The organism is Mesorhizobium sp. CA12 (assembly GCF_020165255.1).
In the GTDB taxonomy this organism is placed as follows: domain Bacteria; phylum Pseudomonadota; class Alphaproteobacteria; order Rhizobiales; family Rhizobiaceae; genus Mesorhizobium.
This window is the reverse complement of the sequence record NZ_JAIUHT010000001.1, coordinates 577,128-604,107: the sequence shown is the minus strand read 5'-3', so window position 1 is coordinate 604,107 and position 26,980 is coordinate 577,128. Positions and strand designations below refer to the sequence as shown.

Sequence of the window (26,980 nt, the reverse complement as noted above, 5' to 3'; positions counted from 1 at the left end):
GCTCTGCGAGCTCCAGGCTGCTCCTGGCAGAACTTTGGTGCTCATCGCCAACGCGACATGGCGTCCGCGTCCTAAAGATTTTCGCGCAACCTCGTGCCCGCACTGCGTGCATCCGGCGCCGCGCGGTCGACACGGCAAGCCTTTGTTAACCCTAATAATGTGTAATCAGGCCTGTCGTTGGTCCGTAACGAAAGCTTGGTCCCCGTGAAACCAACCGGTCAGTCAGCTGTCTTCGGCAGGCGTAAGGAACCGCACACGGTCATCATCGCCCGGGGCGACGAGATCAGGCATTTCACCATCCGCCCCTGGCTCGCCGCCTTCATCGGCTCGGCTCTGGCGGCGATCGCCATCGGCTATCTGCTCGCGACTTCCTATCTGGTGCTGCGCGACGACCTGATCGGCGCCACGACGGCAAGGCAGGCGCGCATGCAGCAGGCCTATGAGGACCGCATCTCGGCCCTTCGTGCCCAGGTCGACCGCATCACCAGCCGCCAGCTTCTCGATCAGCAGCTGATGGAGACCAAGGTCAGCGAGCTGCTGGCCAGGCAGACCCAGCTCAGCGAGCGGCACGGACGGCTCGGGCCGATCCTCGAGCGCGCCGAGAACGAGGTCGGTGACGCACCTGCAACCGGCGCAACGGCACCCAAGCCCGACGAGCACGCCGAGGTCACCGGCAGCCTTTCGCAGGCGCCGACCTATTCCGTCGCATCCTTGGACGCCGGCGATACAAGGCCCTTCTCGCTCTGGTCGACACGGTCCGATCCGCTTGACGGCGAAACGGCGGCCGATCGCGCCGACAAGCTGTTCGTCTCGATCAATGCTTCGTTGAAGGCCATCGAGGGCCAGCAGCTTTCGCGCATCGCCACGCTTGCCGACAACGCCTACAAGAATGCCGATGCCATAGCGCAGGCACTGGAAGCGGCCGGCCTGCCGGTCGACGGCGAACTGAACAAGAGCGATGTCGGCGGCCCGCTGGTTCCGCTTGATCCCACCATGGGTTTCGACAGCAAGGTCAAGGAGTTGGACGAGGCGCTCGATGCGCTCGACCAGGTCAAGAAAGAGGCACGCAAGCTGCCGCTCGCCAATCCCGCCCCGGGTCGCACGGTGACCAGCCCCTTCGGCGTGCGCACCGATCCGATCCTGGGCAGCGCCGCCCTGCATACGGGAATGGATTTCAGGGCGCCGATCGGCATGCCGGCCAAGGTCACCGCCGCCGGCGTCGTCACAAGAGCCGGCTGGGCCGGCGGCTACGGCCGCATGGTCGAGGTCGACCACGGCAACGGCTTTGCCACACGCTACGGACATCTGAGCGAGATCGATGTGAGTGTCGGCCAGAAGCTCGCCGCCGGCGACGTCATCGGCAAGACCGGCAGCAGCGGCCGCTCGACGGGTCCGCACCTGCACTATGAAGTGCGCCACGATGGCGAAGCGGTCGACCCGCTGCGCTTCCTCACCGTTGGCAAGAAGGTCGCGCAGTACCTTTGACCGGCTGATCCCAACCGGCGCCGTGCCCGATCTCGATCATCCGATCGACAATCCCGGCATCGATATCGGCCGCGGCTCGCGCCGGCCAGTCAGGCTTTGACATGGATATCCCGCGGGAATCTCGTCAGCGTCTCGTTGCCGGTATCGGTCACCAAGATGGTCTCGCTGATCTCGATACCCCAGCCATCCATCCACATGCCCAGGATGGAATGAACGACATTGCCGGGTTGGAGCACCGTCTTGTCGCCCGGTCTCAGGCTGATCGTATGCTCGCCCCAATCCGGCGGATAGGCGACGCCGATGGAATAGCCGATGCGCGACTCCTTCTTCAGCCCGTGACGCTCTATGACCTTGCGCCAGGCGGCTTCGACCGCCTCCGCGGTCGTGCCCGGGCGGGCGGTGTCGAGCACCGCATCCATGCCCTCGATCACTGCCTTTGCCGTATCCGCGACGCGGGTCGGCGTCTTGCCGAGCTGCATGGTCCTGGCGAGCCCGGCGGCGTAGCGGCGGCAGACCCCGGCCAGTTCGAGCGCGATCGTTTCGTCCTTTCCGAACCGCCTGTCGCTCCACATGATGTGCGGCGCGGAAGCGTTCTCCCCGCCGAGGATCGTCGGCGGCAGCGCCGTGATGTCGCCAGCGAAATCCTGGCTGCCGGCGATCTGCGCCGCCTGGATGGCGGCGATCGCATCGCATTCGCGCACGCCCGGCGCGATAACTTCGAATGCCCGCGCGACGGCTGCTTCGGCCAGCATCGAGGCCTTGCGCAGATAGGCGATTTCCGGCGCCGATTTCACCGCGCGGATCCAGTTCACGAGCAGGTCGGCGTCGTGCCATTTCGCATTGGGCAATCCGGCGACGAGCCGCGCATGTGCCTTCGGCGAAAAATAATAAGCTTCGAGCTCGACGCCGATGTTGCGGCTTCCCCATCCCTTGGCGACAATCCAGGCCGCGATCCAGTCCATGGGATGACGATCGGCGCGCTGAACATGGTCTTCCGGAAATCCGACCACGTTTTCCGGCTTCATCCAGGCCGTCAGCAACCCGCCGGCCGCATCCATGGCGCGGCCGATCCAGACCGGCTCGGCGTCCTCGATCGGCACGAGCACCACCTGGGGCGTGTAGAACGACCAGCCGTCATAACCGGTGATGTAGTGCTGGTTGGCGACGTCGTTGACGATCAAGAGCTCGATGCCGCGCTTTGCCATCTCGGCGCGGGTTCTTGCGAGCCGCCGCTGGTACTCTTCGCGGGCAAAAGGCAGCTCAATCATCTTTTCTCCTCATCGGGATCGATCTGGTCGGGACGAAGCCCTGTCGTCCACCATTGCGGTGGTTTTGACCGGCGACAATCGGCCAGGACGATGTATGGGCAGGGCCTAGCCGAACGGGGAGCGATTGACTCGAAGCAAGTTGTAGGATGATATGTATCACCCGATATCCAGACATGAACCTTCATGACCGTTCATCGCCTCTCGCCGGAAATCCTCAGCGCCATGGAAGGTGCCGTCGGCCGAAACGGCATTGCCGTCGAGCCGGCTGGAATGGCGAAATATCTAGGCGACTGGGCGGGCGACTATCAGGGTGACGCTCTTGCCGTGCTGCGACCTGGTTCGGTAGCCGAGGTGCAGGCGCTGATGCGCCTGTGCAATGAGCTCGGACTCGGCGTCGTTCCACAGGGCGGCAACACCGGCCTGGTGTCAGGCGCGATCGACAGCAAAGGCGGCGGCCTGGTTGTCTTAAGCCTGGAGCGGCTGAACGCCATCCGGCAGATCGATGCGGATAATTTCACGCTGCGTGCTGATGCCGGCTGCGTGCTGCAGACGATCAAGGACGCCTGCGAAGCGCGGGATTGCCTCTTCCCGCTGGCGCTCGGCGCGCAAGGCAGCTGCCAGATCGGCGGCAATGCGGCCACCAACGCCGGCGGCGTCAACGTGCTGCGCTACGGCATGGCGCGCGACCTGATCCTGGGCCTCGAAGTGGTGCTGGCGGATGGCGAGCTGTGGAACGGCTTCTCCGGCCTGCGCAAGAACAACAGCGGCTATGATTTGAAGCAGCTTTTCATCGGCTCGGAAGGCACGCTGGGCATCATCACCGGTGTCGAGGTCAAGCTGTTTCCGAAGCCGGCCAAGACGGAGACCGCCTATCTCGGCCTGGCCTCGTTCGAAGCGGCCGTCACGCTCTTCAACCGGGCACGCCGCGACTGTTCGGACCTGATCTCCGCTTTCGAGATTATCGGCGCCGAATGCATCGAGCTTGCCCGGCTGGTCGACCCCACAACGAGAGCGCCGGTCCCGGCACGCGTCCAGGTGCTGATCGAATTGTCGTCCAGCGCCGCCATCGATCTCAACGGCCTGCTGGCCGGGTTCCTCGGCGATGCGGTGGAGAGCGGCCTGGTGACCGACGCGGTTCTCGCCGCGAGCACCGCGCAGGCCAGGAGATTTTGGGCGATCCGCGAAGGCCTGGTCGAAGGCCAGGCCAAGCGCGGCTATCATGTGCGCACCGACCTGTCGGTGAAGATTTCCGACATCCCGGCCCTGATCGAGCAGGCCCGCCGCTTCGTCGCAAACGATCATCCCGGCTGGATTCCCCTCGCCTACGGCCACGCCGGCGACGGCAACGTCCATTTCAACGTGCTGCCGCCGGCCGACCTTGCCGAGGCCGAGACTCGTGCACGTGGCGCCGAGGTCGTCGCCGGGCTCTATGAAATCGCCGCCGGCCTCGGCGGCTCGATCAGCGCGGAACACGGCATCGGCCGCAGCCGCCGCAAGGAGTTCTGGGCCGGACTATCGCCGACGCATCGCCGCATGGTCGCGGCGCTGAAGAATGCCCTCGACCCCAAGGGCGTGATGAATCCCGGCTGTCTGTTGCCCGCGACGGAGACTTTTCCATGAAGCAGAGACTGGCCGCCATCGGCACCGTCGAGACATTGCCGCACCGGGTCGCCGCCTTCCTCAGCCGCGAGATCGAATCCGGCGAGTTGAACCCCGGCGCGCGCCTGCCGACCGAGCAGGAACTGTCCGAAAAATTCGGCGTCAGCCGCAACGTGGTGCGTGAGGCGATCGCCCAGCTCAGGGCCGACGGCATGATCGAGGCCCGGCAAGGCATCGGCGCTTTCGTGCTGGCCCCCGAGCAGCGGGCGGCGATCCGCATCGACCGCGAGGCGCTCAAGGACACGCACAACATGGAGCGGCTGTTCGAGCTGCGCTGCATCCTCGAGGCCGAATCGGCAGCCCTTGCCGCGGCGCGACGCAATCAGGGCCATCTCGATTCGATCAAGGCTGCGCTCGACCGCATGGGCGGCGAGGAGCGTTGGGAAGAAGGCAGCATCGACGCCGATCTGCTCTTCCACCGCGAGATCGCGCGCGCCACCGGCAACAGCTACATCCACACCTTCATCTCGTTCGTCTGCGAGCAGATCCGCCACTCGATCCACTACGCGCGCATGACCAATCCGCTGCACGATCTCGTCGAGATCAATGTCGGCGAGCATGTGCGTATCTATGAGGCTCTGGTGGCGGGCGATCCGGCGGCGGCGGAAGCGGCGATGCGGGCGCACATCGTCGGCGCCGCCAACCGCGTCGGCGTCAAGCTGCCGCTCTCGAAAGCCAACGGAGCGAAATAGCCATGCCGACGAGCGTCACCCGCATCTCCGATGTCTGCCTGCTGGTCGAAAACATCGAAAGGACGGTCGACTTCTACGTTGGAAAGCTCGGCTTCCGCCTGCGCCGCCGCGCCGAAGGCTTTGCCGATTTCCATGGCGAGGGCGTGACGCTCGCCGCTTGGGAGCTCGACCACATCAACCGGCATACGGGCGTGTCCAACCTGAGATCGCCGCGCCACGCGCACAAGGTCTGCGTCGCCGTGCAGCTCGACACGCCGGCCGATATCGACCGGCTGTATGGCGAACTTAGCGCCAAGGGCGTGCCCTTCTACGGCCCGCCCGAAAACTACGTCTGGAACGCGCGCTGCGCCTATTTCACGGACCCGGACGACACGCTTTGGGAGCTTTACGCCTGGCTCGACGGCGGCCCTGGCGACTACCACGACGAACAGCCGTAGACGACGCCGAGCCGAAGGGAACGGCGCCTGGAGAAGAGACGAGAAAAGTCTGCAACAGGAGCGAAAAATGAGTGGGAACAGGAACTTCGAATTGAATCGCCGCGCTTTCGTGAAAGGCGGCATGGCTGCCGTGGCGGCCGTATCTGCCGGCATGCAGCTGGTGCTGACGCCCGGCGCCAAGGCCGCCGGCAAGGTCGTCATCCAGTATGACTGGCTGATGTCCAACGGCCAGATCGGCGATATCGCGGCCGTCGCCAATGGCTACTTCAAGGACGCCGGGCTCGAGGTCGAGTTCAGCCCCGGCGGTCCGAATGCGTCGACCGTGCCGCCGGTGATCTCGGGCGCCGCGCAGCTTGGCCAGTTCTCGGAAACGCCGCAGCTCTATTCGGCCCGCGCCAGCGGCGTGCCGATCAAGATCATCGCCTGCGGCTTCCGCACCGGTCCTTATGCATTGACGTCCAAGCCCGCAAAACCGATCCGCGGCGTGGCCGATCTCAAGGGCAAGAAGATCGGCATCCAGCCGACGGCGCGCTTCGTCATCGACGAGATCCTGGCCAAGAACGGCATCGATCCGTCGGAGGTGACCATCGTCAATGTCGGCTTCGACAAGGCGCCGCTGGTTCGCGGCGATGTCGACGCGATCGGCGGCTGGATTACCAACACGCAGGCGCTCAGCGTCGTCGGCGACGACCGCATCGACCTCCTGACGCGTGACCTCGGGCTGAGCTCCTACGCCGATGTCTATTTCGCGACTGACGCGGCAATCGAAAAGGATCCTGAGACGCTGGCGAAGTTCATCGGCGCCGTCGGCAAAGGCTGGGGCTGGGTCCACGCCAACCCGCAGGAGGCGGTCAAGAAGATGGTCGCCGCTTATCCCGAAATGGATCTCGGCTGGGAGGAAAAGACCGTCAATCTGGTGCTGAAACTCTCCTTCGACGGCGCAACCGCCAAGGATGGCTGGGGTACGTTCGACCCGGCCTCGATCGAGGAGCAATTGGCGCTGCTCGACAAGGTTGGCCAGTATCCGAACGGCCGCCCGGCGACCGCCGATGTCTACACCACCAAGATACTCGAACTCTCGGCCGCCGACCGGCCCAAGCTCGACGCGCCCGCCGCGTGATGCCGGACGCGATCGAAGCGCGACAGCTGGATGTCGGCTATGGCGGCGGCCGGAAGACAGCCGTCAAAGTGCTCGCCGGCCTCGACCTCACCGTCGCGGCCGGTTCCTTCCTGTCGATCCTGGGGCCGTCCGGCTGCGGCAAGTCGACCTTGCTCAGAGTGGTGGCCGACCTGCTCGACCCGCTTGGCGGCTCGATCAGCGTGCTGGGCGAAACGCCGCATACGGTGCGCTCGCGCCGCGATGTCGGCTTCGTGTTCCAGGATTCGACCCTCCTTGCCTGGCGCACGGTGCGCGACAATGTGCGCCTGCCGCTCGGCGTCGGTCAGGGCAGCCTGACGCGCAAGATCGAGGATCGCAGCACGGAACTGCTGGAATTGATGGGGCTCGGCGGCCTCAGTGAGCGCTTGCCGCATCAGCTCTCCGGCGGCCAGCGCCAGCGCGTGGCAATCGCGCGTGCCTTGATCGGCGAGCCCAAATTGCTTTTGATGGACGAACCTTTCGGCGCGCTCGACGAGATCACGCGCGACCGGTTGAACGACGAACTGCTGTCCCTTTGGCGGCGCAGCGGCACAACTATCCTTTTTGTCACCCATTCGATTGCCGAAGCCGCCTATCTTGGTGAGCGCGTCATCGTGCTGGCCGCCAATCCTGGGCGCGTGGTCAAGGACCTCGACATGCGGCCCTTCAAGCAGGAGGGCAACCGCTGCAAGCGCGAGGATCCGGCGATCGTCGCCGCCATGGCCGACCTGCGCGTCGCGCTGGAGCGCGCATCGTGAGACAGGCGCCGCTCTCCCCGCAAATGACGGTCGCGCTTCCCATCCTGGGCGCGGCCTCGATCCTGCTTGCCTGGCAATATCTTTTGCCGTTGCTCGGCGTGCCGGCCTATATCGTGCCGACGCCGACAGCGATCTTCGGCGTGTTCCAAAAGAATTTTGCGCTCCTCATCGACAATCTGAGGCCGACGCTGATCGAGGCGCTGGCCGGCTTCGTCATCGGCAATTTCGCCGCCGTGCTGCTCGCCGTGCTCTTCGTCCACAGCCGCGTCCTGCAAGCCGCCTATTTCCCGATCGTGCTCTTCTTCAACACCATTCCGATCCTGGCGCTGTCGCCGATCATCATCCTGATCTTCGGACTCGGCATGACGCCGAAGATCGTGATTGCCGCGGTAATCTGCTTCTTCCCGACGCTGGTGAACATGATCCGCGGCCTCGATTCGGCGAGCGACAACGAGCACGAGCTGTTCCGCGTGCTGTCAGCGACACACTCGGAGATTTTCTGGAGCCTGCGTCTGCCCCGTGCCCTGCCGATGCTGTTCTCTTCGCTGAGGATCGCGTCGGCCACCGCCGTGATCGGCGCCATCGTCGGCGAGTGGATCGGCTCGGACAAAGGGCTCGGCGCGCTGATCATCCAGGCGACCTTCAACTATCAGTCCGATCGGCTTTATGCGGCGATCGTGCTGTCCTCGTCGCTGTCGATCGCGTTGTTTTGCCTCGTCGTCCTGATCGAGCGGCGAATCATCAAATATTGAGCAAGACGGCGGCCCCCGCGCCGTGTGCTCACGCATCGAGATAGGAACATCCTCCCGAGCAGGCATTCATCGCGCATTTATTCGGCCTGCGGTAGGATGCCGGCGTGCAACCAAACCGGGAGACAATTCGTGTCAAAAGCTTTTCACGTCTCGATCCGAACGATGCTGGCCTTCATATGTCTGGCCGGGCTGGTCGCCGTGGCGTCCGCCCTTTTCCCCGCCTCCGCCTCGGCGCAGCAACTGCGGCGATGCGCGAATGAGGGCGGCATATGCCGCTTGCCCTACCCCACCCAAGTGATCTACGGCGCCCGAGGCCGAACTACCGCACGGTTTTTCGACCGTCGGGCTGTGCCCTGCTCGAACCGCCTGTTTGGCGACCCCGCCCCCGGCCGCGAAAAGGCCTGTTATTTCGTGGCGCGCGGTGGCGGCGGCTATGGCGATGACGACGACTACGGGGACGACGATTACGGCTCACGCCCCTACCGTGGCGAATGGGTCGCCTGCGCCAGGGAGGGTGAGTTCTGCGATTTCAGCGGCCGCGCGATGGTCAGATACGGCGCACGCGGCCAGTACACGCAGGATGTTTTCAGGAACGGCGTCAGATGCGGCAACGACGCCTTTGGCGATGACCCCGCTCCTGGCGCTCACAAGCGCTGCTACGTCAGGCAGTAGCCGTGCCTGAACCCGGCGCGCAATAAGGTGGCGGCCCCAGCAAGGGCCGTCGCCGCATTCTGCTTCAGCTTGTCCGGCAGGCTGGTGGGCGATGACGGGCTCGAACCGCCGACATCTTCGGTGTAAACGAAGCGCTCTACCACTGAGCTAATCGCCCGCTTGAGCGCGGACCTTTAAGCAGTTAGGGCCGTATTCGCAAGGCTAAATGAACAGACAGCGCACCCGTCGGTGCGCGGATTTCCCCAGCCTCGGCGCCGCTGTCAAAAAACCTTCTCCTGATTGCTGTAATGCTTGAATGCCGCGCTTGACACCCGCAGGCGAACCCCTTATCCACCGCCCCAACGACGAACACGCCTGACACGTGCTCGTCAAGTGCGCGGGTGTAGCTCAGTCGGTTAGAGTGCCGGCCTGTCACGCCGGAGGTCGCGGGTTCGAGCCCCGTCACTCGCGCCATTTAACTTCCTGACACAGGTATATTTTCTGAAGTGGCTCTCCTGACACTTGGGGGAAGCGTCGGACCGTGTCGGCGCATCTTGCAGGCAGCCGAATGAGAGTGCTTCGCCGTCTCTCCTTGGTCTTTATATCAGCATCTGCTAAAATTTATTTTCGCAGGTGCCGTAATGCGAGCCAACGTTCCGCGCTTTCCCGGCAGTGATGTCGACCCGAGGCGTGATTGCACGCGGGCCAACGCTGGAACTACCGATTGATTCTGCTCGCAGATGGAGGGCCTACAACACAGGGAGGACACGATGGTCAGGCCAAGCAAGCGGGTGATAGCGGCTTTGTGGGTTCTTTGGCTTTTAAACCTGCCCGCCCAGGCAAGCAGCCTGGGCGATCTTGTCAAACATGGCGATCTCTCGGGGGTGGCTTCTGCCTTGGACAAAGGCGCTGCTGTCAACGAAGTTGACGGTGTTACGGCGCTCTATATCGCCTGCGAGGGCGGGAATGTGGAAATAGCAAAACTTCTGATCGATCGTGGGGCGGACGTTAACATGCCCGTCAGCTGGCAAAGAACGCCACTCTACGCGGCCAACAAGGGTGGCTATTCTGACGTCGTGAAGCTGCTGCTCGATAACGGCGCCGATCCAAATCAGGTGGCGAAATCGCAAACCCCGCTGCACGTGGCTGCCGAGAAAGGCTGTCTTCATTGCGTGGTCCATCTTGTGGATGCGGGAGCAGACGTCAACGCGCTGACGTCGAATGGAAACCCACCCATACATTTGGCCAAGCTTAGCGGTCACGAAGACGTCGTGGCTTACTTGCGCGCTCACGGCGCGGGACAACCGCCCATCGCGCCTATTTCGGCGCGACTTGCATCGGCAAACGCCGAATCGGGCAAAAGAATTTTCGACGAAACGTGCGGGGCCTGTCATCTTTCAGCGCCGGATCGCAAGATTCCCAAACGCGTCAATCTCTGGGGCGTGGTAGGGAGACCGAAAGCAGCACAAAGCGACGTCCCGTATTCGTCGGCTCTAAGGGAAGCTGGCGGCACATGGACTTTTGAAGATCTCAATTCCTTTATCTCAAACCCGGCATTCGCATTGCCTGGAACAGACATGATTTTCCCGGGCCTGCGAGACGAGAACCAGCGAGCAAACCTGATCGCTTACCTACGGACCTTGAGCGACAGGCCGTTGCCGCTTCCCGAGAATTGATTGCTCCTGCGAATATGCGGCGCGACTGCGCTTCGGGGAGGCCCGCGCCCTCCTGGCTGAAGAAGACCGGCCGATTGTCGTCGTCGCAGAGCTGGTCGGTATCCAACGTTGGCAAATTTCAGGCGTCAATTCAAAGCGTTGAAGGGGCCGCCAGGCGAATGCCGCAGCAGGTTTGCCGTCTGAGATTTTTGATCCCGGAACCATTCCAATCTTGTCCCGTTCAGCCAACGGGCGAAAAGACGGGAGAGATAAGATGGCTGTGAGATGCCGGATTTCCATCGACGATGCGAGGGATGTCGACGAGCTCGCCTTCCAGGAATTGCCGCGGGTTGGCGAAAGCGTGTCGATACCGGTCGGAGAGTCGAGCAGGGACCTTCGTGTGCTTCGTGTCGTGCATATGCCCGGCAGCGAGCAAGGCGCAACGACGATGCTGGAGCTGACCAGCAGGATTCTTTAGCGCTGCCCCCTCGGAATCATTCGCCCAGCACAACCCCGGAAGCGACGATCTGGGCCGTCCGTTCGGTGAGCTTCTGGCGCTTTACCAGCGTGGGCTTTTCGTAAGGCTTTTTCATCCTACCGTTCCAAATCGGCGCGCAGACAGGACGATGAACGCGCTCGCCTCAGTTGCGTTCCGCAATAAGGGGCCGCTAAAAAGCCGCAAAAAATGGAAGGCGGGAGGTCTCAGGCCCTGGCGAGCAGCGCCTCGACCTCCTGCGATGTCGGCATGGAAGGCGCAGTGCCGGGGCGGGTCACCGAGATGCCGGCGACCGCGCAGGCAAAGCGCACGGCCTCCAGCGGCTCGACGCCTTTTGCCAGGGCGGCCGCGAGACCGCCGTTGAACGCGTCACCCGCTCCCGTCGTCTCGATCACCGGACCGGCATTGACCGCGTCGACATGCTCCGAACGGTTCTTGGTGTGGAGCAAAGCGCCCTTCTCGCCGAGCGTCACGATGACTGCGCCGACACCCTTGGCCAGCAGCGCGTCGGCGGCGCGGCGGGCGTCGTCGATCGAGGAAACCTTGATGCCGGTCAGCCCTTCGGCCTCCGTCTCGTTGGGTGTGACATAGTCGCAGAGCGCGTAGACGCGGTCAGGCAGGCTGGCGGCGGGGGCGGGGTTGAGGATGGTCGTCACCCCTGCCCCGCGCGCGATCTCGAGCGCCTTCAATGCTGCGCCGATCGGCTGTTCAAGTTGGGTAACGAAGACGCCGGCGGACCGGATCAGGTCGGCATGCGCCTCGATGTCGGCGGGCGAGATCAGCATCGCCGCGCCCGGGCTGACGATGATGGCGTTGTTGCCGCTGCCTTCCTCGACAAAGATGTAGGCCGCGCCCGTATAGCTGTCCGGCGTGTCGATGACGGCGCTTTTCACACCTGCGTCCTTCCAGGTCTGCTTCGCCATGTCGGCAAAGGCATCGACTCCGAGCCTGGTCAGGAAGGTGATGTCGGCGCCGAGCTTGCCTGCCGCCACTGCCTGGTTCGAGCCCTTGCCGCCCGGGCCGAGCTTGAAGGAATTGCCGAGGATCGTTTCGCCCAGGCGCGGCTGGCGGTCGGCGCGATAGGCGGTGTCGGCGACGAACACGCCCAGGACCACAACAGGCTTCATGACGACGGGCTCGCCTGTGGCCATGTCCTTACTCCGCATCCGGCGGCACGACGCCCTTACGGAAGGCAAAGCAGCCATAGAAGCGGCGCTCGCCGGTCTGGATCACGCAATAGGCTTTCTTGGAACGCTCGTAGAAGGCGTAGCGCTCGATCGAGATCATCGGCCAGGGCTTGCCCTCGGCCGCGTCGATCTCCTTCTGCACCTCCCTCTGCACCGGCGGGATTTCGTTTGGTTTGCCGACGATCTCCATGCGCGCTGCCGCATCGTCGACGAAAGTATCCAGCGGATAGAGCGACAGCACCGCCTTCACCACCTCCGCCGCCGTCGCGTCGATGCGCAGGAGCTTGCCGAGCACCGTCTGCCTGGCCACGGAATCGGACGGGAAATTGGTGTCGGCGATGATCAGGTCGTCGCCATGGCCCATCGCCCGCAGCGCCTGGAGCACATCGGCATTGAGCAGCGGATTGATCCCTTTAAGCATGGTTTCCTCTTGAAGGGTTGTGCGGTTAGAGACGCTTGCCGGTTGCGGCGTCGAAGAGATGGACCTGGTCGAGACGCGGCTTGAGCTTGAGCGTGTCGCCCGGCTTGAAGTCGTGACGCTCGCGAAATAGCGCTACCATCTCGCCCTCGCCGAACCGTAGGAACACCAACGTCTCCGAGCCTGTCGGCTCGACCACCGAAATCGTCGATGCGACGCCATCGGGATGGATTTCCAGGTGCTCAGGGCGCACGCCATAGACGATGGCCTGGCCGTCCGCCGCGGCGATACTGGTCGGCATCGGAAACGCCGAGCCTGCAATGTCGACCACGGGCTTTTCGCCCTTTTTCACGGTGCCCTTGAGCAGGTTCATCGCCGGCGAGCCGATGAAGCCGGCCACGAACAGATTGGCCGGCCGGTCGAACAGCTCCAGCGGCGCGCCGACCTGCTCGATGCGGCCGTCACGCATCACGACGATCTTGTCGGCCATGGTCATGGCCTCGATCTGGTCGTGGGTGACGTAGATGGTGGTCGTCTTCAGCCGCTGGTGCAGCTCCTTGATTTCGGTGCGCATCTGCACGCGCAGCTTGGCGTCAAGGTTGGAAAGCGGCTCGTCGAACAGGAACACCTGCGGATTGCGCACGATGGCGCGGCCCATGGCGACGCGCTGGCGCTGGCCGCCCGAAAGCTGGCGCGGATAACGCTTGAGATAAGGCGCAAGGTCGAGGATATCGGCGGCGCGCTTGACCCGTTCGGCGACGATAGCCGGATCGGTGCCGCGCAGCTTCAGCGCGAAAGCCATGTTCTGTTCCACCGTCTTGTGCGGATAGAGCGCATAGTTCTGGAACACCATGGCGATGTCGCGCTTCGCCGGCGGCAGGTTGTTGACGACGCGGTCGCCGATCGAGATCGTGCCGCCGGAAACGGTCTCCAGCCCGGCCACCATCCTCAAGAGCGTGGACTTGCCGCACCCCGACGGACCGACCAGCACAACGAACTGCCCATCGGCAATATCGACGCTGACTTCATGCAGGACCTTGACGGTTCCGAACGCCTTGGCCACACTGCTGATCGCGACTTGAGCCATCGTCTCCCCTTTATCGTTTGCGGTGAAGCTAGCCATTGCGAACGGCAACGGCAAGTCGGTATCTTATAGATAAAAAGCCAATCTTGTTGACAAGGTAATCGATTACGCGAATAGTGGCGAGTGCCAATCCGAGAGCAGGGCTGTTATCCTGAAATCGGAGATCCGGCGACGCAGGGTGGGGTCCCACGTCCGGTATGATCGAGGAGAACCGAGAGGCGTTTCGACGTCTGAGAGATTGGCACTTCAATTCAAGCGTTGTTGTTCTGGGAGGAACCTGTAGATGAGAGTCGATCTGTATGAAAAACTGATGCGCGCCGGCGCCAGCCGCCGCGATGTGCTGAAGGGTGCGGCCAGCATGGCCGCAATCGCCGCCGCCTCCGGCGCCGGGCTCGGAGCACTGACGAAGCCCGCGGCCGCCGACGACAGTCTGCGCGCGAAAATCCTGCAGATCCCGGGCGTCGGCAAAGGCCAGCCGACGGATGCCGACTTCCAGAAGGTCGGCGAGCTCTGCCTCGAAGCGACCAAGGCCAATGTCAAGGAAGGCGAGTTTGCCGGTGTCGAGCTCACCTTTATGGGCCTCAACAACCAGAACCTCCACAACGTGCTGTTCCGCGGCTTCCTGAAGCCGTGGGAGGCCTATACGGGCGCCAAGATCAGCTGGATCGACCTTGCTCAGGCCGACTACAACGCCCGTCTGCAGCAGTCCATCGCAACCAAGACCGTCGACTTCGACATCATCGAGATGGGCGCGCCTTTCGAAGGCGATGTCTGCGGCAAAGGCCTTACCTCCGAGATGCCCGATTGGGTCAAGAAGCAGATCGATTTCGACGACCTCGTCAACTACCTGAAGCCGCCGGTCGGCACCTGGGACGGCAAGCAGTATCGCGTGACGATCGACGGCGACGCGCACAATTTCAACTACCGCACTGACGTGTTCGCGGATGCCGATCTCGCCAAAGCCTGGAAGGAAAGCGGCGCCACGACCGAATGGGGCGTGCCGAAGACCTGGCAGGAAGTGCAGGCCGTCACCAAGTTCCTCAAGGGCAAGCAGTTCAAGGGCCAGGACATCTATGGCTATCTGGACGCGCCCAAGCCCTGGGGCGGCTTCGGCTTCTATTTCCTCGGCAGCCGCGCCACAGCTTACGCCAAGCACCCCGACGACAAGGCCTGGCTGTTCGACGCCGACACGATGAAGCCACGCATCAACAACCCGGCCTGGGTGCGCGCCATCCAGGACGTCATCGACGCCCTGCCGTCCGAACCCGCCGACCAGATCAATGCCGATCCGAACACCACTGCCTTCCAGCAGTTCCTGGCCGGCACCGGCTCGATGATCCCCTGGTGGGGCGACGTCGGCTCGAATGTGAAGACCAATGACTCGTCGGTCATCGGCGATGTCACCGGCTTCTCGATCCTGCCCGGCTCCGACGACGTCTACAATTCCAAGACCGGCAAATGGGAAAAGCTCGCCAGCGGGCCGAACTATGCGCCGAACTGCGCCTATCTCGGCTGGGGCGTCTATGTCATGGCTCGCGTCGATTCCGACGAGAAGAAGAAGAAGGCCGCATGGTCGGCCGCCGCCCATCTCGGCGGCAAGGACCTGTCGATCTGGACGGCGATGTATCCGTCGGGCTTCCAGCCCTACCGCAACTCCCATTTCAACGTTCCCGAATGGGTGGCCGCCGGCTATGACGAGGCCTTCATCACCTCCTACCTGAAATCGGAAGGCGATTCCTACAACCATCCGAACGCTGCGATCGAGCCGCGCATCCCCGGCATCTTCCAGTACTACTCCGCCGCCGAGGACATCCTGGCCAACACCTTTGCCGGCAAGATGAAGGCGCAGGAAGGCGCCGACGCCATCGCCGCGGCCTGGGAAAAGCTGACCGACCAGATCGGCCGCGAGAACCAGATCAAGCTCTACAAAGCCTCGCTCGGCATGTAGGCTGGCTTATGAGACGTCGCGGCCCGGTGGCACATCGTCACCGGGCCGCATTTTTACCGGCTCGGCCGGTTTGATACGTTTACATTTCCTGGAAAAGTGTGAGCGGTTTTCCGTTCGGAATTGCGTAAAAACAAAGAGATGGAGCGGTTCGCCGTTTCCGTGAAACGGTGAACCGCTCTAGAAGGCGAGAGGCGTGGCTGAGCAGACTTCGACCGTGAATGCGTGGCCGGCACATCCGGCCGACCTGATCCCGGCAGGCCGCAAGCGCCTCGGCTGGGGCCTGCTGGCCATTGCAACCCTTGGCCTGCTGGGGATCATCGTCGTGCAGATCCTCTACAAGACCGAGATGTCCACGGTCGGTTTCGACACATGGCGCCCTGTGGTCTACGCCTACATCTTGTGGGGCGCAGCGCTTGGCGCCTGGCAGGTGCTGACGCGCGGCGAGGACGGGCAGCGCGCGCTGTTCCTTTTGCCGGCCCTGCTCTTCACCATCGCCATGGTGATCTTCCCGACGCTGTTCGGCTTCTACATCGCGCTGACCGACTGGAATCTCAGCTCTTTCAGCGGACGCAGGTTTAACGGCCTCGACAATTTCTGGGAGATGCTGGCCGACCCCTATTACCGCAACGCACTGTTGAACATGGTGCTCTATGTGCTTGCGGTGCTGGTCGAATATGTCATCGCCTTCGGCCTGGCGCTCCTGCTCAATGCGCAGATCCGCGCCCGCAAATTCTTCCGCGTCGTCTTCCTGCTGCCGCTGATGCTGTCGCCGGTCGCGGTGTCCTGGATGGTCGGCAAGTCGCTGATGGAATACCGGTTCGGACCGGCGGCGACGCTGGCGCGTCATCTTGGCTGGAACAATCCCGCCTTCTTCTCCGATCCGATCACTGCCCGCATCTCGATCATGATGCTCGACGCCTGGACCTTCATCCCGTTCATGATGATCATGCTGCTGGCCGGCCTGCAGGCGATGTCGCGCGAGGTGCTGGAAGCCGCCCGCGTCGATGGCGCGACCGCATGGCAGACATTCTGGCAGGTGACCTTTCCGCTGATGCTGCCGGTATCGGTGACAGCCGTGATCCTGCGCATCATCTTCAAGCTGAAGCTTGCCGACATCATCATCACCCTGACCTCAGGCGGCCCTGGCGGCGCCACCGATTCCGTGTCGAGCTTCATCTATCGCGAATACCGCGACCGCTCGAATGTCGGCTACGGCACCATGCTGGCCATGGCCTATCTGGTCATCATCATCGTGTTCGTGACCTGGCTGCTGAAATTCGCCAGTCGCTTCGTGCGCAACGTCAACTGAGCGGCATCATGAGCGTCCAGATCACCGACTACACCGTTTCCGAGATCCGCTCGCCGGCGGCCTTCATCGCCAGCCGCGTCTTCATCTATGGCGCGCTTATCTTCTGGGCTTTCGTCTGCCTGTTCCCGATCTATTGGACGATCACCACCTCGTTCAAATCGGCGGTCGACGTCACCCAAGGCCATCTCATTCCCTTCGTCGACTTCACGCCTGATTGGAAGGGTTGGCGCTCGCTCGGCCTGTCGCCGGATTCGATCTCCCAGACCTCGACCGTGCGCGACGAATTCCTCAAACGCTTCATGAATTCGGTCATCACCTCGGTCGGCGCATCGAGCCTCGCCATCATCATCGGCAGCCTCGCCGCCTATGGCCTTGTCCGCTACCGCTACAAGTTCGCGTGGTTCAAGAACGAGGACATCTCCTTCTTCTTCCTGTCGCAGTTGATCCTGCCGCCGGTCGTTCTGGCGCTCCCCTTCCTGGTGCTCTACCGCGAAGTGGCCCTCCTTGATACGCGCATCGGGCTCGTGCTCCTCTACACGCTGATGGTGCTGCCGATCGTCATCTGGATCATGCGCGACCAGTTCAACTCGATACCCGTTGAATTGGAGGAGGCAGCCCTTGTCGACGGGCTGTCGATCTGGGGCGCCTTTTTCCGCATCGTCATGCCGATCGCGCTGCCCGGCATGGTCGCCGCTTTCATCCTGGCGATGGTGTTGTGCTGGAACGAGTATTTCTTCGCCGCGCTGCTGACATCGACCGATGCCAAGACCATCCCAGTTATGGTGGCGAGCCAGACCGGCTCGCAAGGCATCAACTGGTGGTCGATGGCGGCCTTGGCCACCGCCGCAATCACGCCGCTGGCCATCATCGGCATCGCGCTCGAGCGCTATCTGATCATGGGCATGACGGCCGGCTCAGTGAAGTAGGATTACTTCCCCTTCCCCCTTGTGGGGGAAGGTGGCCGCGAAGCGGCCGGATGAGGGGTGTTCAAGGGAAAGCCGACGTCTCACTCCGCTGGAACACCCCTCATCCGTCTCGGCGCTGCGCGCCGATCCAGCTTCTCCCACAAGGGGAGAAGGAAGAACCGCGCCTATCGCACCAGAATCGACCGCAAATGGTCGAGGATCATCGCGACCCCGATCTTGCCGAGACCCGCCGAGGCTTCCGCCGCGCTTTTCGTGTACCAGCCGGTGTTGTCGGCCAAATGCTTCTCGTCCACCGCTTCCGGGCATAGCGCCAGCATCAGCGACGTTTCGCCGATGCCGGCATGGTCGAACGGATATTTGCCGTTCATCGCGGCTGGCATCAGCGGATGCACCTGGACCCAGTTGAAGACATTCTCGCCCTGCGCATGGCCAGCATAGTAATCGGCCATCGCGTTCGAGCCCCACCAGCCCTCGCCGCGCTCCTTTTCGAGGAAGCGGAAGATTGCCTGCCGGCCGGCGGTCTTGAAGGCGAGATCGGTCGGCATGCCGGCCGCGAAATTCTCGGTCTGATGATGAATGATGGCGTGGATGTTGCGGAAGCCGATGCGCAGCAGCCCGTAGAACAATTCCTCCGCGAAAGGCGAAAGCGCCGGGCCGCCGACCTGCACCGAGCCGCTGCCTTCCGGCGCCGCCACCGCATAGCTTGCCGCGCCGTAATAGAAGGGCGGCAGGATGACGATGTCCCTCTCCTTCTCGATCAGTTCCACCGTCTTGATCACCGCCAGCGTGTCCATGCCGACCGCCATGTGCTCGCCGTGATATTCGAGCACGCCGAGCGGCAGCACCACCGGCCAGTTCTCCTCGATCGCCTTGCGGATCTGGTACGGCAGCATCAGCTCGTAGCGCATCCCCTTACTCCATGTTGGTGTGCCTGGCGCGCATCGCTTCCGGCGTCGCATTGGTCAGGCGTTTAAGCTTCAGCACCATGATCTCGAACAGAAGAAACAGCGCGCCTTCGAACAGCGAGCCCATCGGCAGCACCGAGCTTCTTGCCGCGCCCTGGTCGCTGGCCATCGTCTGCGCCGGGATGACGAGCGTGAAGTCGGCGAGCTTGGCGGCGCTGCTTGCCGGTTCTGCCGTCAAAAGCAGCACCTTCGCGCCGGCCTCACGGGCAACCCGCATCAAGGTCAGCACCGTGGTGGTCTCGCCGGGACCTGAGCTCGCCAGGAAGACGTCGCCCTGCCCGAGCGGCGGCGTGGTCATGTCGCCGACGACCGAGATCGGCAGACCGAGATGGTAGAGCCGCATGGCGAAGCCCTTGACCTGCAGCGCCTCGCGGCCGCAGCCATAGACGGCGATCCTGCCGGCGCCGGCAAGCATTTCGCAAGCGGCGTCGATGCGAGCTTCATCCGTGCGCGCCAGCACCGCGCCAAGCTCGTCCAGCGCGGTCGCGAACATCCCTGATGCGGCTTTGGTCATGACGGCTCACCTTCCTGCCGGGGCGTCGCTTGCCTCTATGGATTTGCGGCTCGCGACCACGAAAGGCTTGTTTTTGTTCATGCTACCATTGCGAAAATCGCTGTCCAACGAGCCTCGGCACTTTTGCTGGGCCACGAGCGTGATAGTGTCATGTCAGACAAATCACTCCGGGACATCGTCAGACATGAAGACACGGCACTTCGACCGCATCGGCAATGGCGGCATCACCTTCACCGAGCTCGGCTTCGGCACCGCGCCGCTCGGCAATCTCTATCGCGCCATCTCCGACGAGGACGCCAATGCCACCTTGGAAGCGGCATGGGCCACCGGCTGCCGCTACTATGATACGGCGCCTCTTTACGGCCTCGGCCTGTCGGAAACCCGCCTCAACCCGTTTCTGCGCGGCAGGAAGCGCGACGACTATGTGCTGTCGAGCAAGGTCGGGCGCATCATGCGGGTCTCTGCACCGGACCAGCGCACCGGCATCGGCAAGTTCTTCGAGACGCCGTCGCGCCGGGAAGTCTACGACTACTCCTATGACGGCGTCATGCGCTCCTTCGAGGCCTCGCTGGAACGCCTCGGGGTCGACCGTGTCGACATCCTCTTCGTCCACGACGTCGACATCTTTACCCACGGCAGCAAGGAAGCCTCCGATGCCCGCATCGAGGAGTTCATGTCGTCTGGCTATTACGGGCTGCTTTCGCTGCGCGACCAGGGCGTCATCAAGGCCTTTGGCGGCGGCATCAACGAGTGGCAGGTGGCACAGACCCTCGCCGAACGCGGCGATTTCGACCTGTTTCTGCTCGCCGGCCGCTACACGCTGCTCGAGCAGGAGGCGCTTGCCACCTTCCTGCCGCTTTGCCAGAAGCGCGGCATCGGCATCGTGCTGGGCGGCCCCTACAATTCCGGCGTGCTGGCGACCGGCCCGAAGCCCGGAGCCTTCTACAATTACAGCGAGGCGCCGAAGGAGATCCTGGATCGCGTGGCGCGCATCGAAACCGTCTGCAAGCGCCACAACGTGCGCCTGATCGAGGCGGCTCTGCAGTTCCCGCTGCAGCATCCTTCGGTGGTGTCGGTGATCCCTGGCGGCCAGCGGCCGTCCGAAGTCGAAAGCAACCGCGCGCTGCTCGACACCAAGATACCCGCGGCGCTGTGGGCGGATTTGAAACAGGAAGGCCTGATGCGCGCCGACGCGCCAACGGCCTGAATGGCCTGCGAACAGCCATAAAAAAGAAAAGCCGGGCTTGCCCGGCTTTTCTGTTCTTAAAAGAAAAAGGTCTTAGTTGACCGCGTCCTTGAGGCCCTTGCCGGCCGAGAACTTCGGCACGGTGCGCGCCGGAATCTTCACTTCCGCGCCGGTCTGCGGGTTGCGGCCGGTCGAAGCAGCGCGTTTTGACACGGTGAAATTTCCGAAGCCGACAAGCCGGACATCGCCGCCCTTCTTCAGTTCGCCAGTGATCACGGAGAACACCGCATCGACAGCGGACTGCGCATCAGCCTTCGAAATGCTTGCGGAGTCGGCGACGGCGGACACCAGTTCGTTCTTGTTCATAAAAATTCCCTTCCATGAGAAAACCGGAACTACGACTCATCCGGCAGGAGACGGACTTTAGAAAGAAGCGCTCCGGAACCCAAGCCGAAAACCGCGGAATTCCGGGCTTTTTTCCACTTTTTCGTGGCTTTTCACACGAAAAAAGCCGGGCTTGAAAGCCCGGCTCTCTCTTTGTGCGCTGCAATATTAGCAAATGCTAATGAGCAAGCGACTTTCCAGCATCGTCGCCGCTGTCGACGGGAGCCGGCGCATTGACCGGTTCGACCCACTCGATCGGCTCCGGCATCCTGACCAGCGCGTGCGCGAGCACCTCGCCGACCCGCGAGACCGGGACGATCTCCATGCCGTTCTTCACATTGTCCGGAATCTCCGCCAGATCCTTGACGTTCTCTTCCGGGATCAGCACCTTCTTGATGCCGCCGCGCAGCGCCGCGAGCAGCTTCTCCTTCAGGCCGCCAATCGGCAGAATACGGCCGCGCAGCGTGATTTCGCCGGTCATCGCCACATCGGCGCGGACCGGAATACCCGTCAGCACCGACACGATGGCCGTGGCCATGGCCGCACCGGCAGACGGGCCGTCCTTCGGCGTGGCACCCTCCGGCAAATGCACGTGGATGTCGCGCTTGTCGAACAGCGGCGGCTCGATGCCGAAATCGATGGCGCGCGAGCGGACGTAGGACGCCGCCGCCGAGATCGATTCCTTCATCACGTCGCGCAGATTGCCGGTCACCGTCATGCGGCCCTTGCCGGGCATCATGACGCCTTCGACCGTCAGCAGCTCGCCGCCGACTTCCGTCCAGGCAAGACCCGTGACCACGCCGACCTGATCGTCGGCCTCGATCTGGCCGAAGCGGAAGCGCGGCACGCCGAGATAATCGGCGAGGTTGTCCGCCGTGATCTTCACCGTCTTCTTCTTGGTCCGCAGGATCTCGGTCACCGCCTTACGGCCGAGCTTCATCAGCTCGCGCTCCAGGCTGCGCACGCCGGCTTCCCGCGTGTAGGTCTGGATGATGCCGCGGATCGCGTCCTCGCCGACCGAGAATTCGTTCGGCTGCAGGGCATGGTCGCGGATCACCTTGGGCATCAGGTGACGCTTGGCGATCTCGATCTTCTCGTCCTCGGTGTAACCGGCGATACGGATGATCTCCATGCGGTCCATCAGGGGCGCAGGGATGTTCAGCGTGTTCGCGGTCGTCACGAACATCACGCTCGACAGGTCGTATTCGACCTCGAGGTAATGATCCATGAACGTCGAGTTCTGCTCCGGATCGAGCACTTCCAACAGGGCCGACGACGGATCGCCGCGGAAGTCCTGGCCCATCTTGTCGATCTCGTCGAGCAGGAAGAGCGGGTTGGACTTCTTGGCCTTCTTCATCGACTGGATGACCTTGCCGGGCATCGAGCCGATATAGGTCCGCCTGTGGCCACGGATCTCGGCCTCGTCGCGCACGCCGCCGAGCGCCATGCGGATGAACTCGCGGCCGGTGGCCTTGGCGATCGACTTGCCGAGCGAGGTCTTGCCGACGCCGGGCGGGCCGACGAGGCACAGGATCGGCCCCTTCAGCTTCTTCTGGCGGCTCTGCACGGCGAGGTACTCGACGATGCGTTCCTTGACCTTGTCGAGGCCGAAGTGATCGGCATCGAGCACGTCCTGCGCAAAGGCGAGGTCCTGCTTGACCTTGGAGTTCTTGCCCCACGGGATCGACAAGAGCCAATCGAGATAGTTGCGCACGACCGTCGATTCAGCCGACATCGGCGACATCGAGCGCAGCTTCTTCAACTCAGCCTCCGCCTTTTCGCGGGCCTCCTTGGAGAGCTTGGTCTTCTTGATGCGCGCCTCGATCTCGGCGGCCTCGTCGCGGCCGTCCTCGCCCTCGCCGAGCTCCTTCTGGATCGCCTTCATCTGCTCGTTGAGGTAGTACTCGCGCTGCGTCTTCTCCATCTGGCGCTTGACGCGCGAACGGATGCGCTTTTCCACTTGGAGCACGGAGATTTCGGCTTCCATGAAGCCCATCGCCTTCTCCAGACGCTCCTTGACGGAAAGCGTTGCAAGCATCTCCTGCTTCTCGGGGATCTTGATGGCGAGATGCGATGCAACCGTATCGGCGAGCTTGGAATAGTCGTCGATCTGGCTGGCGGCACCCACCACTTCGGGCGAGATCTTCTTGTTCAGCTTGACGTAATTCTCGAAGTCGGTGACGACCGAGCGGGCAAGCGCCTCGATTTCGACCTCTTCCTCTTCCGGCTCGGCGAGCGCCGTGGCGCGGGCCTCATGGAAATCGGCACGGTCGGTGAACGAGACGATCTTGGCGCGCGAGGCGCCCTCGACCAGCACCTTCACGGTGCCGTCGGGAAGCTTCAAAAGCTGCAGCACATTGGCGAGCGTGCCGATGTCGAAAATCGCACCGGGCTCAGGATCGTCGTCGGCTGCATTCATCTGGGTGGCAAGCAGGATCTGTTTTTCCTGACCCATCACCTCTTCCAGCGCCTTGATCGACTTTTCACGCCCCACGAAGAGCGGAACGATCATATGCGGGAACACGACGATATCGCGCAGTGGGAGGACTGCGAAAACGCCGTCGCCGGAAGCCTTGGATATCTTGGCCATTGTCCAACCTTTCATGTCGCGGCCGCTTATTTTAGCCAACCGCGAATCTCATATTAACGACCGAGCGTCGTTCCGCCTACCACCGTTTGTGACGGGAATTTTACAGCACAGAATTCGGCGCCTCGGCCTTCTGCTGTTAGGTGGATGTAGCCGAGGCAAAGATCAAGGGTTAACACGGTCGTTCGAGCCCTTCCACTGCTCGCCTCCCCGCCCTTGACAGCAAAACGGCGCCACGCGGGCGCCGTTCCATGAAAATTGTCGGGCGCAGTGCCATTTCAGGCGCTGACATTGCCCTTCTTTTCCTTCTGCTCGGAGTAGATGTAGAGCGGCCGGGCGTTGCCGGACACCACCTCTTCCGAAATCACCACCTCGCGCACACCTTCAAGCGCCGGCAGCTCGAACATGGTGTCGAGCAGGATCGCTTCCATGATGGAGCGCAGGCCGCGCGCGCCTGTCTTGCGCTCGATCGCGCGCTTGGCGATCGCCGACAGCGCGTTCTCGTGGAACGTCAGGTCGACATTCTCCATCTCGAACAGCCGCTGATATTGCTTGACCAGCGCATTCTTCGGTTCGGTCAGGATCTGGATCAGCGCCGGCTCGTCGAGGTCTTCCAGCGTCGCCAGGACCGGCAGACGGCCCACGAATTCCGGGATCAGGCCGAATTTCAGGAGATCCTCCGGCTCGACCTGGCGGAACAGGTCGCCGGTGCGCCGATCCTCGGGCGAAGCCACGGTGGCGCCGAAGCCGATCGAGGTCTTGCGGCCGCGATCCGAGATGATCTTGTCCAGCCCCGCGAAGGCGCCGCCGCAGATGAACAGGATGTTGGCGGTGTCGACCTGCAGGAATTCTTGCTGCGGATGCTTGCGGCCGCCCTGCGGCGGCACGGAGGCGACCGTGCCCTCCATGATCTTTAGGAGCGCCTGCTGCACGCCCTCGCCCGACACGTCGCGGGTGATCGAGGGATTATCCGACTTGCGCGAGATCTTGTCGATTTCGTCGATATAGACGATGCCGCGCTGCGCCCGCTCGACATTGTAGTCGGCCGACTGCAACAGCTTCAGGATGATGTTCTCGACGTCCTCGCCGACATAGCCGGCCTCGGTCAGCGTCGTGGCGTCGGCCATGGTGAACGGCACGTCGATGATGCGAGCGAGCGTCTGCGCGAGAAGCGTCTTGCCGCAGCCGGTCGGGCCGATCAGAAGGATATTGGACTTGGCCAGCTCGACGTCGTTGTTCTTGCCGGCATGCGCCAGGCGCTTGTAGTGGTTGTGAACCGCCACCGACAGCACGCGCTTGGCATAGGGTTGGCCGATGACGTAGTCGTCGAGGACCTTGAGGATTTCCTGCGGTGTCGGCACACCTTCGCGCGACTTCACCATCGAGGTCTTGTTCTCCTCGCGGATGATGTCCATGCACAGCTCGACGCATTCGTCGCAGATGAAAACCGTCGGCCCGGCGATCAGCTTGCGGACCTCGTGCTGGCTCTTGCCGCAAAACGAGCAGTAGAGGGTGTTCTTTGAATCACCGCCGCCGTTGCTGACCTTGCTCATTTTTCTGTCCTTTCACCGACGCCCGCCGACCGTCTGGCTTTGAGTGACGTCTTCACCAATCTATCGCGGGAATCCGCCACCGCCAGTGTCCCGGCTCACACAGCGCATTCCGTACGAAACACAAATCAGAAAACGCGGCAATGATTCGCAGCAACCCCACGCAAAGCTAAGCCGTCGAAAATCAACATAGCCTTAACGTAGGCAATCCCAACGCCTGAGGGAACAGCCAAATGTGGCCGAAATGCCGCAAGACGCGCCAAAACCGCGTTATGCTGCCATTTGCCGTCGAGGTCAGGCTGAAGCGGTGGCTGTCTCGACCGCCTCGCGGCTGGAAATGACCTTGTCGATCAGGCCGAAGTCCCTGGCCTCGTCCGCGGTCATGAAATGGTCGCGGTCGAGCGTCTTCTCGATCTCGTCATAGCTCTTGCCGGTATGCTTGACATAGACCTCGTTCAAGCGGCGCTTCAGCTTGATGATGTCTTGCGCATGACGTTCGATGTCCGAAGCTTGGCCCTGGAAGCCGCCGGACGGCTGATGGACCATGATCCGGGCGTTCGGCGTGGCAAAACGCATGTCCTTGTGGCCGGCGGTCAGAAGCAGCGAACCCATCGAAGCAGCCTGGCCGATGCAGAGCGTCGACACCGCCGGCTTGATGAACTGCATAGTGTCGTAGATCGCCATGCCCGAGGTGACGACGCCGCCCGGCGAATTGATATAGAGGTTGATTTCCTTCTTGGGGTTCTCCGCCTCGAGAAACAAAAGCTGTGCACAAACCAGCGTCGCCATCCCGTCCTCGACCGGCCCGGTGATGAAGATGATGCGTTCCTTCAAGAGGCGCGAGAAAATGTCATAGGCACGCTCGCCGCGGTTGGTCTGCTCGACCACCATCGGAACGAGGTTCATGTAGGTTTCAACGGGGTTCTTCATGGACTACCCTTGTAGGAGATGGATTCCGGCACCTTGATATATCAGCAATCGCGCGGAATCGTTCTGGATTGGTTACGACCTAAATAGGATGCCGGCTCACCCTAGCGCAAGGCCGCCTCTCCTAGCCATCTGGTTAAGCCGAATCAAGCGCGGTAGGCCCGCGGAGCACGGGCGCGCTCTGGCCTAATGAGACGGGCCCAGTCCCGGCCGGCCCCGTAAGGCGCTCGCAAGGTAGCAATTCCTTAACCACGACGCTTAACGAAAAGCCTTGAAATCGCTGTCCGCCCGCGGAGCTTCCGTTACAGTCCTGCATTGTGAAGACATCCTTTTTCAACGGGGGAATGTCATGATCCGCAAAAGCTCCGCATCGCTGGCGGCAGTCGCGATGCTTGCCAGCGTCTGTGAAACCGCCGCAGGCGGCCGCGCGCTCGAATGCTACGAGCCGATCCACAGGCCGGCACTTTACGATACCCTCTACGAGGACGTGATGCTGAACCCTGGCGGACAGGTGGTCGACTACGACGCGCCGATTTACGGCACCTATCAAGGCGTGGAGCAGATCGCGCCGCCGCGCGTCACCTACGAGACCGCGCCGGCGGTCACACGCACGGTCTACCACACTGTCAAGGTCGACGATGGCGGCTATGCCTGGGAATGGCGCGTCATCCATGGCCGCAAGGTGCTGTGCAAGGTATGGCGAAAGGCCCGCTATGCGCGCGTCGCCGAGACGGTCGTGGTCCAGCCGGAGCGCGTCCGGCGCGTCGTTCAGCCGGCGGAATATGAAGCGGTTGCCCACGAAGTGCTGGTGCGGCCGCAACAAGTCCGCATCCGGGAAATCCCGCCGTCTTACGGGACGGTAGCGCGTAGGGTGGTGGTGCGGGAAGGTTCGACCAGCTGGCGGCGCGTGCACATTCCGCGGCATTGCCAGGATTAGCCGGTACTTCGCCTACGGGTTGCAGCCGGCCGGGCGGTGGTGTCGCGCGCCGGCCGGAGCTGTCCCC

The 26,980-nt window shown here is 62.8% G+C and carries 26 protein-coding genes and 2 tRNA genes; 16 read left to right on the top strand and 12 right to left on the bottom strand.

Annotated elements, in window-relative coordinates:
- The first annotated feature begins 204 nt into the window (after positions 1–204).
- Positions 205–1,485, top strand: coding sequence for a M23 family metallopeptidase (locus LB520_RS02870; RefSeq protein WP_224636349.1), 1,281 nt, complete (start codon positions 205–207; stop codon positions 1,483–1,485).
- Positions 1,486–1,574: 89 nt separating this feature from the next.
- Here the strand turns inward: LB520_RS02870 and LB520_RS02865 are convergent, their stop codons facing one another.
- Positions 1,575–2,753, bottom strand: coding sequence for a M24 family metallopeptidase (locus tag LB520_RS02865; RefSeq protein ID WP_224636347.1), 1,179 nt, complete (start codon positions 2,751–2,753; stop codon positions 1,575–1,577).
- Positions 2,754–2,936: 183 nt separating this feature from the next.
- On the opposite strand from LB520_RS02865, the gene LB520_RS02860 reads away from it, so the two are divergent.
- From LB520_RS02860 to LB520_RS02830, 7 genes are all read left to right on the top strand, one after another.
- Positions 2,937–4,373, top strand: coding sequence for an FAD-binding oxidoreductase (locus LB520_RS02860; RefSeq protein ID WP_224636346.1), 1,437 nt, complete (start codon positions 2,937–2,939; stop codon positions 4,371–4,373).
- Positions 4,370–5,104 (top strand): FadR/GntR family transcriptional regulator, encoded by a 735-nt coding sequence (locus LB520_RS02855; RefSeq protein WP_140840225.1) that lies wholly within the window; start codon positions 4,370–4,372, stop codon positions 5,102–5,104. Before LB520_RS02860 ends, LB520_RS02855 begins: the two co-directional genes overlap by 4 nt.
- Positions 5,105–5,106: 2 nt before the next feature.
- Positions 5,107–5,541: a VOC family protein gene (locus LB520_RS02850; RefSeq protein ID WP_224636345.1), complete on the top strand. Its 435-nt coding sequence runs from the start codon at positions 5,107–5,109 to the stop codon at positions 5,539–5,541.
- A gap of 67 nt (positions 5,542–5,608) precedes the next feature.
- Entirely contained in the window at positions 5,609–6,661 is a 1,053-nt protein-coding gene (locus LB520_RS02845; RefSeq protein ID WP_176476906.1) for an ABC transporter substrate-binding protein, read from the top strand.
- Complete coding sequence (locus tag LB520_RS02840) at positions 6,661–7,437, top strand: ABC transporter ATP-binding protein (RefSeq protein WP_224636344.1); 777 nt, start codon at positions 6,661–6,663, stop codon at positions 7,435–7,437. Before LB520_RS02845 ends, LB520_RS02840 begins: the two co-directional genes overlap by 1 nt.
- Entirely contained in the window at positions 7,434–8,189 is a 756-nt protein-coding gene (locus LB520_RS02835) for an ABC transporter permease (RefSeq protein WP_140840231.1), read from the top strand. The genes LB520_RS02840 and LB520_RS02835 overlap by 4 nt, the downstream gene beginning before the upstream one ends.
- A gap of 129 nt (positions 8,190–8,318) precedes the next feature.
- On the top strand, positions 8,319–8,861 hold the full coding sequence (locus LB520_RS02830) for a hypothetical protein (protein ID WP_095765589.1): 543 nt from the start codon (positions 8,319–8,321) through the stop codon (positions 8,859–8,861).
- 82 nt (positions 8,862–8,943) lie between these two features.
- Here the strand turns inward: LB520_RS02830 and LB520_RS02825 are convergent.
- Positions 8,944–9,018, bottom strand: a tRNA-Val gene (locus LB520_RS02825).
- 219 nt (positions 9,019–9,237) lie between these two features.
- Between LB520_RS02825 and LB520_RS02820 the strand changes: the two genes are divergently transcribed.
- The 3 genes from LB520_RS02820 (at position 9,238) to LB520_RS02810 (ending at position 10,973) form a co-directional block, all read left to right on the top strand.
- Positions 9,238–9,314 (top strand) — tRNA-Asp (locus LB520_RS02820).
- Between the two features lie 296 nt (positions 9,315–9,610).
- Entirely contained in the window at positions 9,611–10,516 is a 906-nt protein-coding gene (locus tag LB520_RS02815) for an ankyrin repeat domain-containing protein (protein WP_224636343.1), read from the top strand.
- Positions 10,517–10,769: 253 nt separating this feature from the next.
- Positions 10,770–10,973 (top strand): hypothetical protein, encoded by a 204-nt coding sequence (locus tag LB520_RS02810; protein WP_224636341.1) that lies wholly within the window; start codon positions 10,770–10,772, stop codon positions 10,971–10,973.
- Positions 10,974–10,989: 16 nt separating this feature from the next.
- On the opposite strand, the gene LB520_RS02805 is transcribed toward LB520_RS02810, so the two are convergent.
- The 4 genes from LB520_RS02805 to LB520_RS02790 form a co-directional block, all read right to left on the bottom strand.
- Entirely contained in the window at positions 10,990–11,088 is a 99-nt protein-coding gene (locus LB520_RS02805; protein ID WP_208648418.1) for a putative RiPP precursor, read from the bottom strand.
- Positions 11,089–11,197: 109 nt separating this feature from the next.
- Positions 11,198–12,142 (bottom strand): ribokinase, encoded by a 945-nt coding sequence (rbsK, locus tag LB520_RS02800; RefSeq protein WP_224636340.1) that lies wholly within the window; start codon positions 12,140–12,142, stop codon positions 11,198–11,200.
- Between the two features lie 4 nt (positions 12,143–12,146).
- Complete coding sequence (locus tag LB520_RS02795; protein ID WP_140627511.1) at positions 12,147–12,599, bottom strand: RbsD/FucU family protein; 453 nt, start codon at positions 12,597–12,599, stop codon at positions 12,147–12,149.
- Between the two features lie 25 nt (positions 12,600–12,624).
- On the bottom strand, positions 12,625–13,683 hold the full coding sequence (locus LB520_RS02790) for an ABC transporter ATP-binding protein (RefSeq protein WP_224636338.1): 1,059 nt from the start codon (positions 13,681–13,683) through the stop codon (positions 12,625–12,627).
- A 280-nt stretch (positions 13,684–13,963) separates the two neighbouring features.
- On the opposite strand from LB520_RS02790, the gene LB520_RS02785 reads away from it, so the two are divergent.
- From LB520_RS02785 to LB520_RS02775, 3 genes are all read left to right on the top strand, one after another.
- Positions 13,964–15,628, top strand: coding sequence for an ABC transporter substrate-binding protein (locus LB520_RS02785; RefSeq protein ID WP_095765158.1), 1,665 nt, complete (start codon positions 13,964–13,966; stop codon positions 15,626–15,628).
- A gap of 193 nt (positions 15,629–15,821) precedes the next feature.
- Positions 15,822–16,937, top strand: coding sequence for a carbohydrate ABC transporter permease (locus tag LB520_RS02780; protein ID WP_224636337.1), 1,116 nt, complete (start codon positions 15,822–15,824; stop codon positions 16,935–16,937).
- An 8-nt stretch (positions 16,938–16,945) separates the two neighbouring features.
- Positions 16,946–17,863 carry a carbohydrate ABC transporter permease gene (locus LB520_RS02775; RefSeq protein ID WP_224636335.1) on the top strand — a complete coding sequence of 306 codons (918 nt, stop codon included), beginning with the start codon at positions 16,946–16,948 and terminating at the stop codon, positions 17,861–17,863.
- A 164-nt stretch (positions 17,864–18,027) separates the two neighbouring features.
- Here LB520_RS02775 and LB520_RS02770 read toward each other — a convergent pair whose 3' ends face one another.
- Together LB520_RS02770 and hxlB are read right to left on the bottom strand one after the other, a co-directional pair.
- Positions 18,028–18,771, bottom strand: coding sequence for a creatininase family protein (locus LB520_RS02770; RefSeq protein WP_224602599.1), 744 nt, complete (start codon positions 18,769–18,771; stop codon positions 18,028–18,030).
- 4 nt (positions 18,772–18,775) lie between these two features.
- Entirely contained in the window at positions 18,776–19,342 is a 567-nt protein-coding gene (gene hxlB / locus LB520_RS02765; protein WP_224636333.1) for a 6-phospho-3-hexuloisomerase, read from the bottom strand.
- Between the two features lie 184 nt (positions 19,343–19,526).
- Here hxlB and LB520_RS02760 point away from each other — a divergent pair, with 184 nt between their 5' ends.
- Positions 19,527–20,549, top strand: coding sequence for an aldo/keto reductase (locus LB520_RS02760; RefSeq protein WP_224636331.1), 1,023 nt, complete (start codon positions 19,527–19,529; stop codon positions 20,547–20,549).
- A 72-nt stretch (positions 20,550–20,621) separates the two neighbouring features.
- Here the strand turns inward: LB520_RS02760 and hupB are convergent, their stop codons facing one another.
- The 4 genes from hupB to LB520_RS02740 all read right to left on the bottom strand — a co-directional run bounded on the left by hupB (position 20,622) and on the right by LB520_RS02740 (position 25,979).
- Positions 20,622–20,894: a DNA-binding protein HupB gene (gene hupB, locus LB520_RS02755; protein ID WP_027166452.1), complete on the bottom strand. Its 273-nt coding sequence runs from the start codon at positions 20,892–20,894 to the stop codon at positions 20,622–20,624.
- A gap of 196 nt (positions 20,895–21,090) precedes the next feature.
- Positions 21,091–23,502 (bottom strand): endopeptidase La, encoded by a 2,412-nt coding sequence (gene lon / locus LB520_RS02750; protein ID WP_224636330.1) that lies wholly within the window; start codon positions 23,500–23,502, stop codon positions 21,091–21,093.
- Between the two features lie 275 nt (positions 23,503–23,777).
- Positions 23,778–25,052, bottom strand: a complete 1,275-nt coding sequence (gene clpX / locus LB520_RS02745) for an ATP-dependent Clp protease ATP-binding subunit ClpX (protein WP_040981372.1) — start codon at positions 25,050–25,052, stop codon at positions 23,778–23,780.
- A gap of 291 nt (positions 25,053–25,343) precedes the next feature.
- On the bottom strand, positions 25,344–25,979 hold the full coding sequence (locus LB520_RS02740; RefSeq protein ID WP_095765152.1) for an ATP-dependent Clp protease proteolytic subunit: 636 nt from the start codon (positions 25,977–25,979) through the stop codon (positions 25,344–25,346).
- 346 nt (positions 25,980–26,325) lie between these two features.
- Here LB520_RS02740 and LB520_RS02735 point away from each other — a divergent pair, with 346 nt between their 5' ends.
- Complete coding sequence (locus LB520_RS02735) at positions 26,326–26,913, top strand: hypothetical protein (RefSeq protein ID WP_140840249.1); 588 nt, start codon at positions 26,326–26,328, stop codon at positions 26,911–26,913.
- Positions 26,914–26,980 lie beyond the last annotated feature (67 nt).

Bases quoted from the DNA above. Each gene is read 5' to 3' on its own strand.
- LB520_RS02865 (WP_224636347.1), bottom strand. From the start codon at position 2,753: ATGATTGAGCTGCCTTTTGCCCGCGAAGAGTACCAGCGGCGGCTCGCA.
- LB520_RS02860 (WP_224636346.1), top strand. From the start codon at position 2,937: ATGACCGTTCATCGCCTCTCGCCGGAAATCCTCAGCGCCATGGAAGGT.
- LB520_RS02855 (WP_140840225.1), top strand. From the start codon at position 4,370: ATGAAGCAGAGACTGGCCGCCATCGGCACCGTCGAGACATTGCCGCAC.
- LB520_RS02850 (WP_224636345.1), top strand. From the start codon at position 5,107: ATGCCGACGAGCGTCACCCGCATCTCCGATGTCTGCCTGCTGGTCGAA.
- LB520_RS02845 (WP_176476906.1), top strand. From the start codon at position 5,609: ATGAGTGGGAACAGGAACTTCGAATTGAATCGCCGCGCTTTCGTGAAA.
- LB520_RS02840 (WP_224636344.1), top strand. From the start codon at position 6,661: ATGCCGGACGCGATCGAAGCGCGACAGCTGGATGTCGGCTATGGCGGC.
- LB520_RS02815 (WP_224636343.1), top strand. From the start codon at position 9,611: ATGGTCAGGCCAAGCAAGCGGGTGATAGCGGCTTTGTGGGTTCTTTGG.
- LB520_RS02810 (WP_224636341.1), top strand. From the start codon at position 10,770: ATGGCTGTGAGATGCCGGATTTCCATCGACGATGCGAGGGATGTCGAC.
- LB520_RS02805 (WP_208648418.1), bottom strand. From the start codon at position 11,088: ATGAAAAAGCCTTACGAAAAGCCCACGCTGGTAAAGCGCCAGAAGCTC.
- rbsK (WP_224636340.1), bottom strand. From the start codon at position 12,142: ATGGCCACAGGCGAGCCCGTCGTCATGAAGCCTGTTGTGGTCCTGGGC.
- LB520_RS02795 (WP_140627511.1), bottom strand. From the start codon at position 12,599: ATGCTTAAAGGGATCAATCCGCTGCTCAATGCCGATGTGCTCCAGGCG.
- LB520_RS02790 (WP_224636338.1), bottom strand. From the start codon at position 13,683: ATGGCTCAAGTCGCGATCAGCAGTGTGGCCAAGGCGTTCGGAACCGTC.
- LB520_RS02785 (WP_095765158.1), top strand. From the start codon at position 13,964: ATGAGAGTCGATCTGTATGAAAAACTGATGCGCGCCGGCGCCAGCCGC.
- LB520_RS02775 (WP_224636335.1), top strand. From the start codon at position 16,946: ATGAGCGTCCAGATCACCGACTACACCGTTTCCGAGATCCGCTCGCCG.
- LB520_RS02770 (WP_224602599.1), bottom strand. From the start codon at position 18,771: ATGCGCTACGAGCTGATGCTGCCGTACCAGATCCGCAAGGCGATCGAG.
- hxlB (WP_224636333.1), bottom strand. From the start codon at position 19,342: ATGACCAAAGCCGCATCAGGGATGTTCGCGACCGCGCTGGACGAGCTT.
- LB520_RS02760 (WP_224636331.1), top strand. From the start codon at position 19,527: ATGAAGACACGGCACTTCGACCGCATCGGCAATGGCGGCATCACCTTC.
- hupB (WP_027166452.1), bottom strand. From the start codon at position 20,894: ATGAACAAGAACGAACTGGTGTCCGCCGTCGCCGACTCCGCAAGCATT.
- lon (WP_224636330.1), bottom strand. From the start codon at position 23,502: ATGGCCAAGATATCCAAGGCTTCCGGCGACGGCGTTTTCGCAGTCCTC.
- clpX (WP_040981372.1), bottom strand. From the start codon at position 25,052: ATGAGCAAGGTCAGCAACGGCGGCGGTGATTCAAAGAACACCCTCTAC.
- LB520_RS02740 (WP_095765152.1), bottom strand. From the start codon at position 25,979: ATGAAGAACCCCGTTGAAACCTACATGAACCTCGTTCCGATGGTGGTC.
- LB520_RS02735 (WP_140840249.1), top strand. From the start codon at position 26,326: ATGATCCGCAAAAGCTCCGCATCGCTGGCGGCAGTCGCGATGCTTGCC.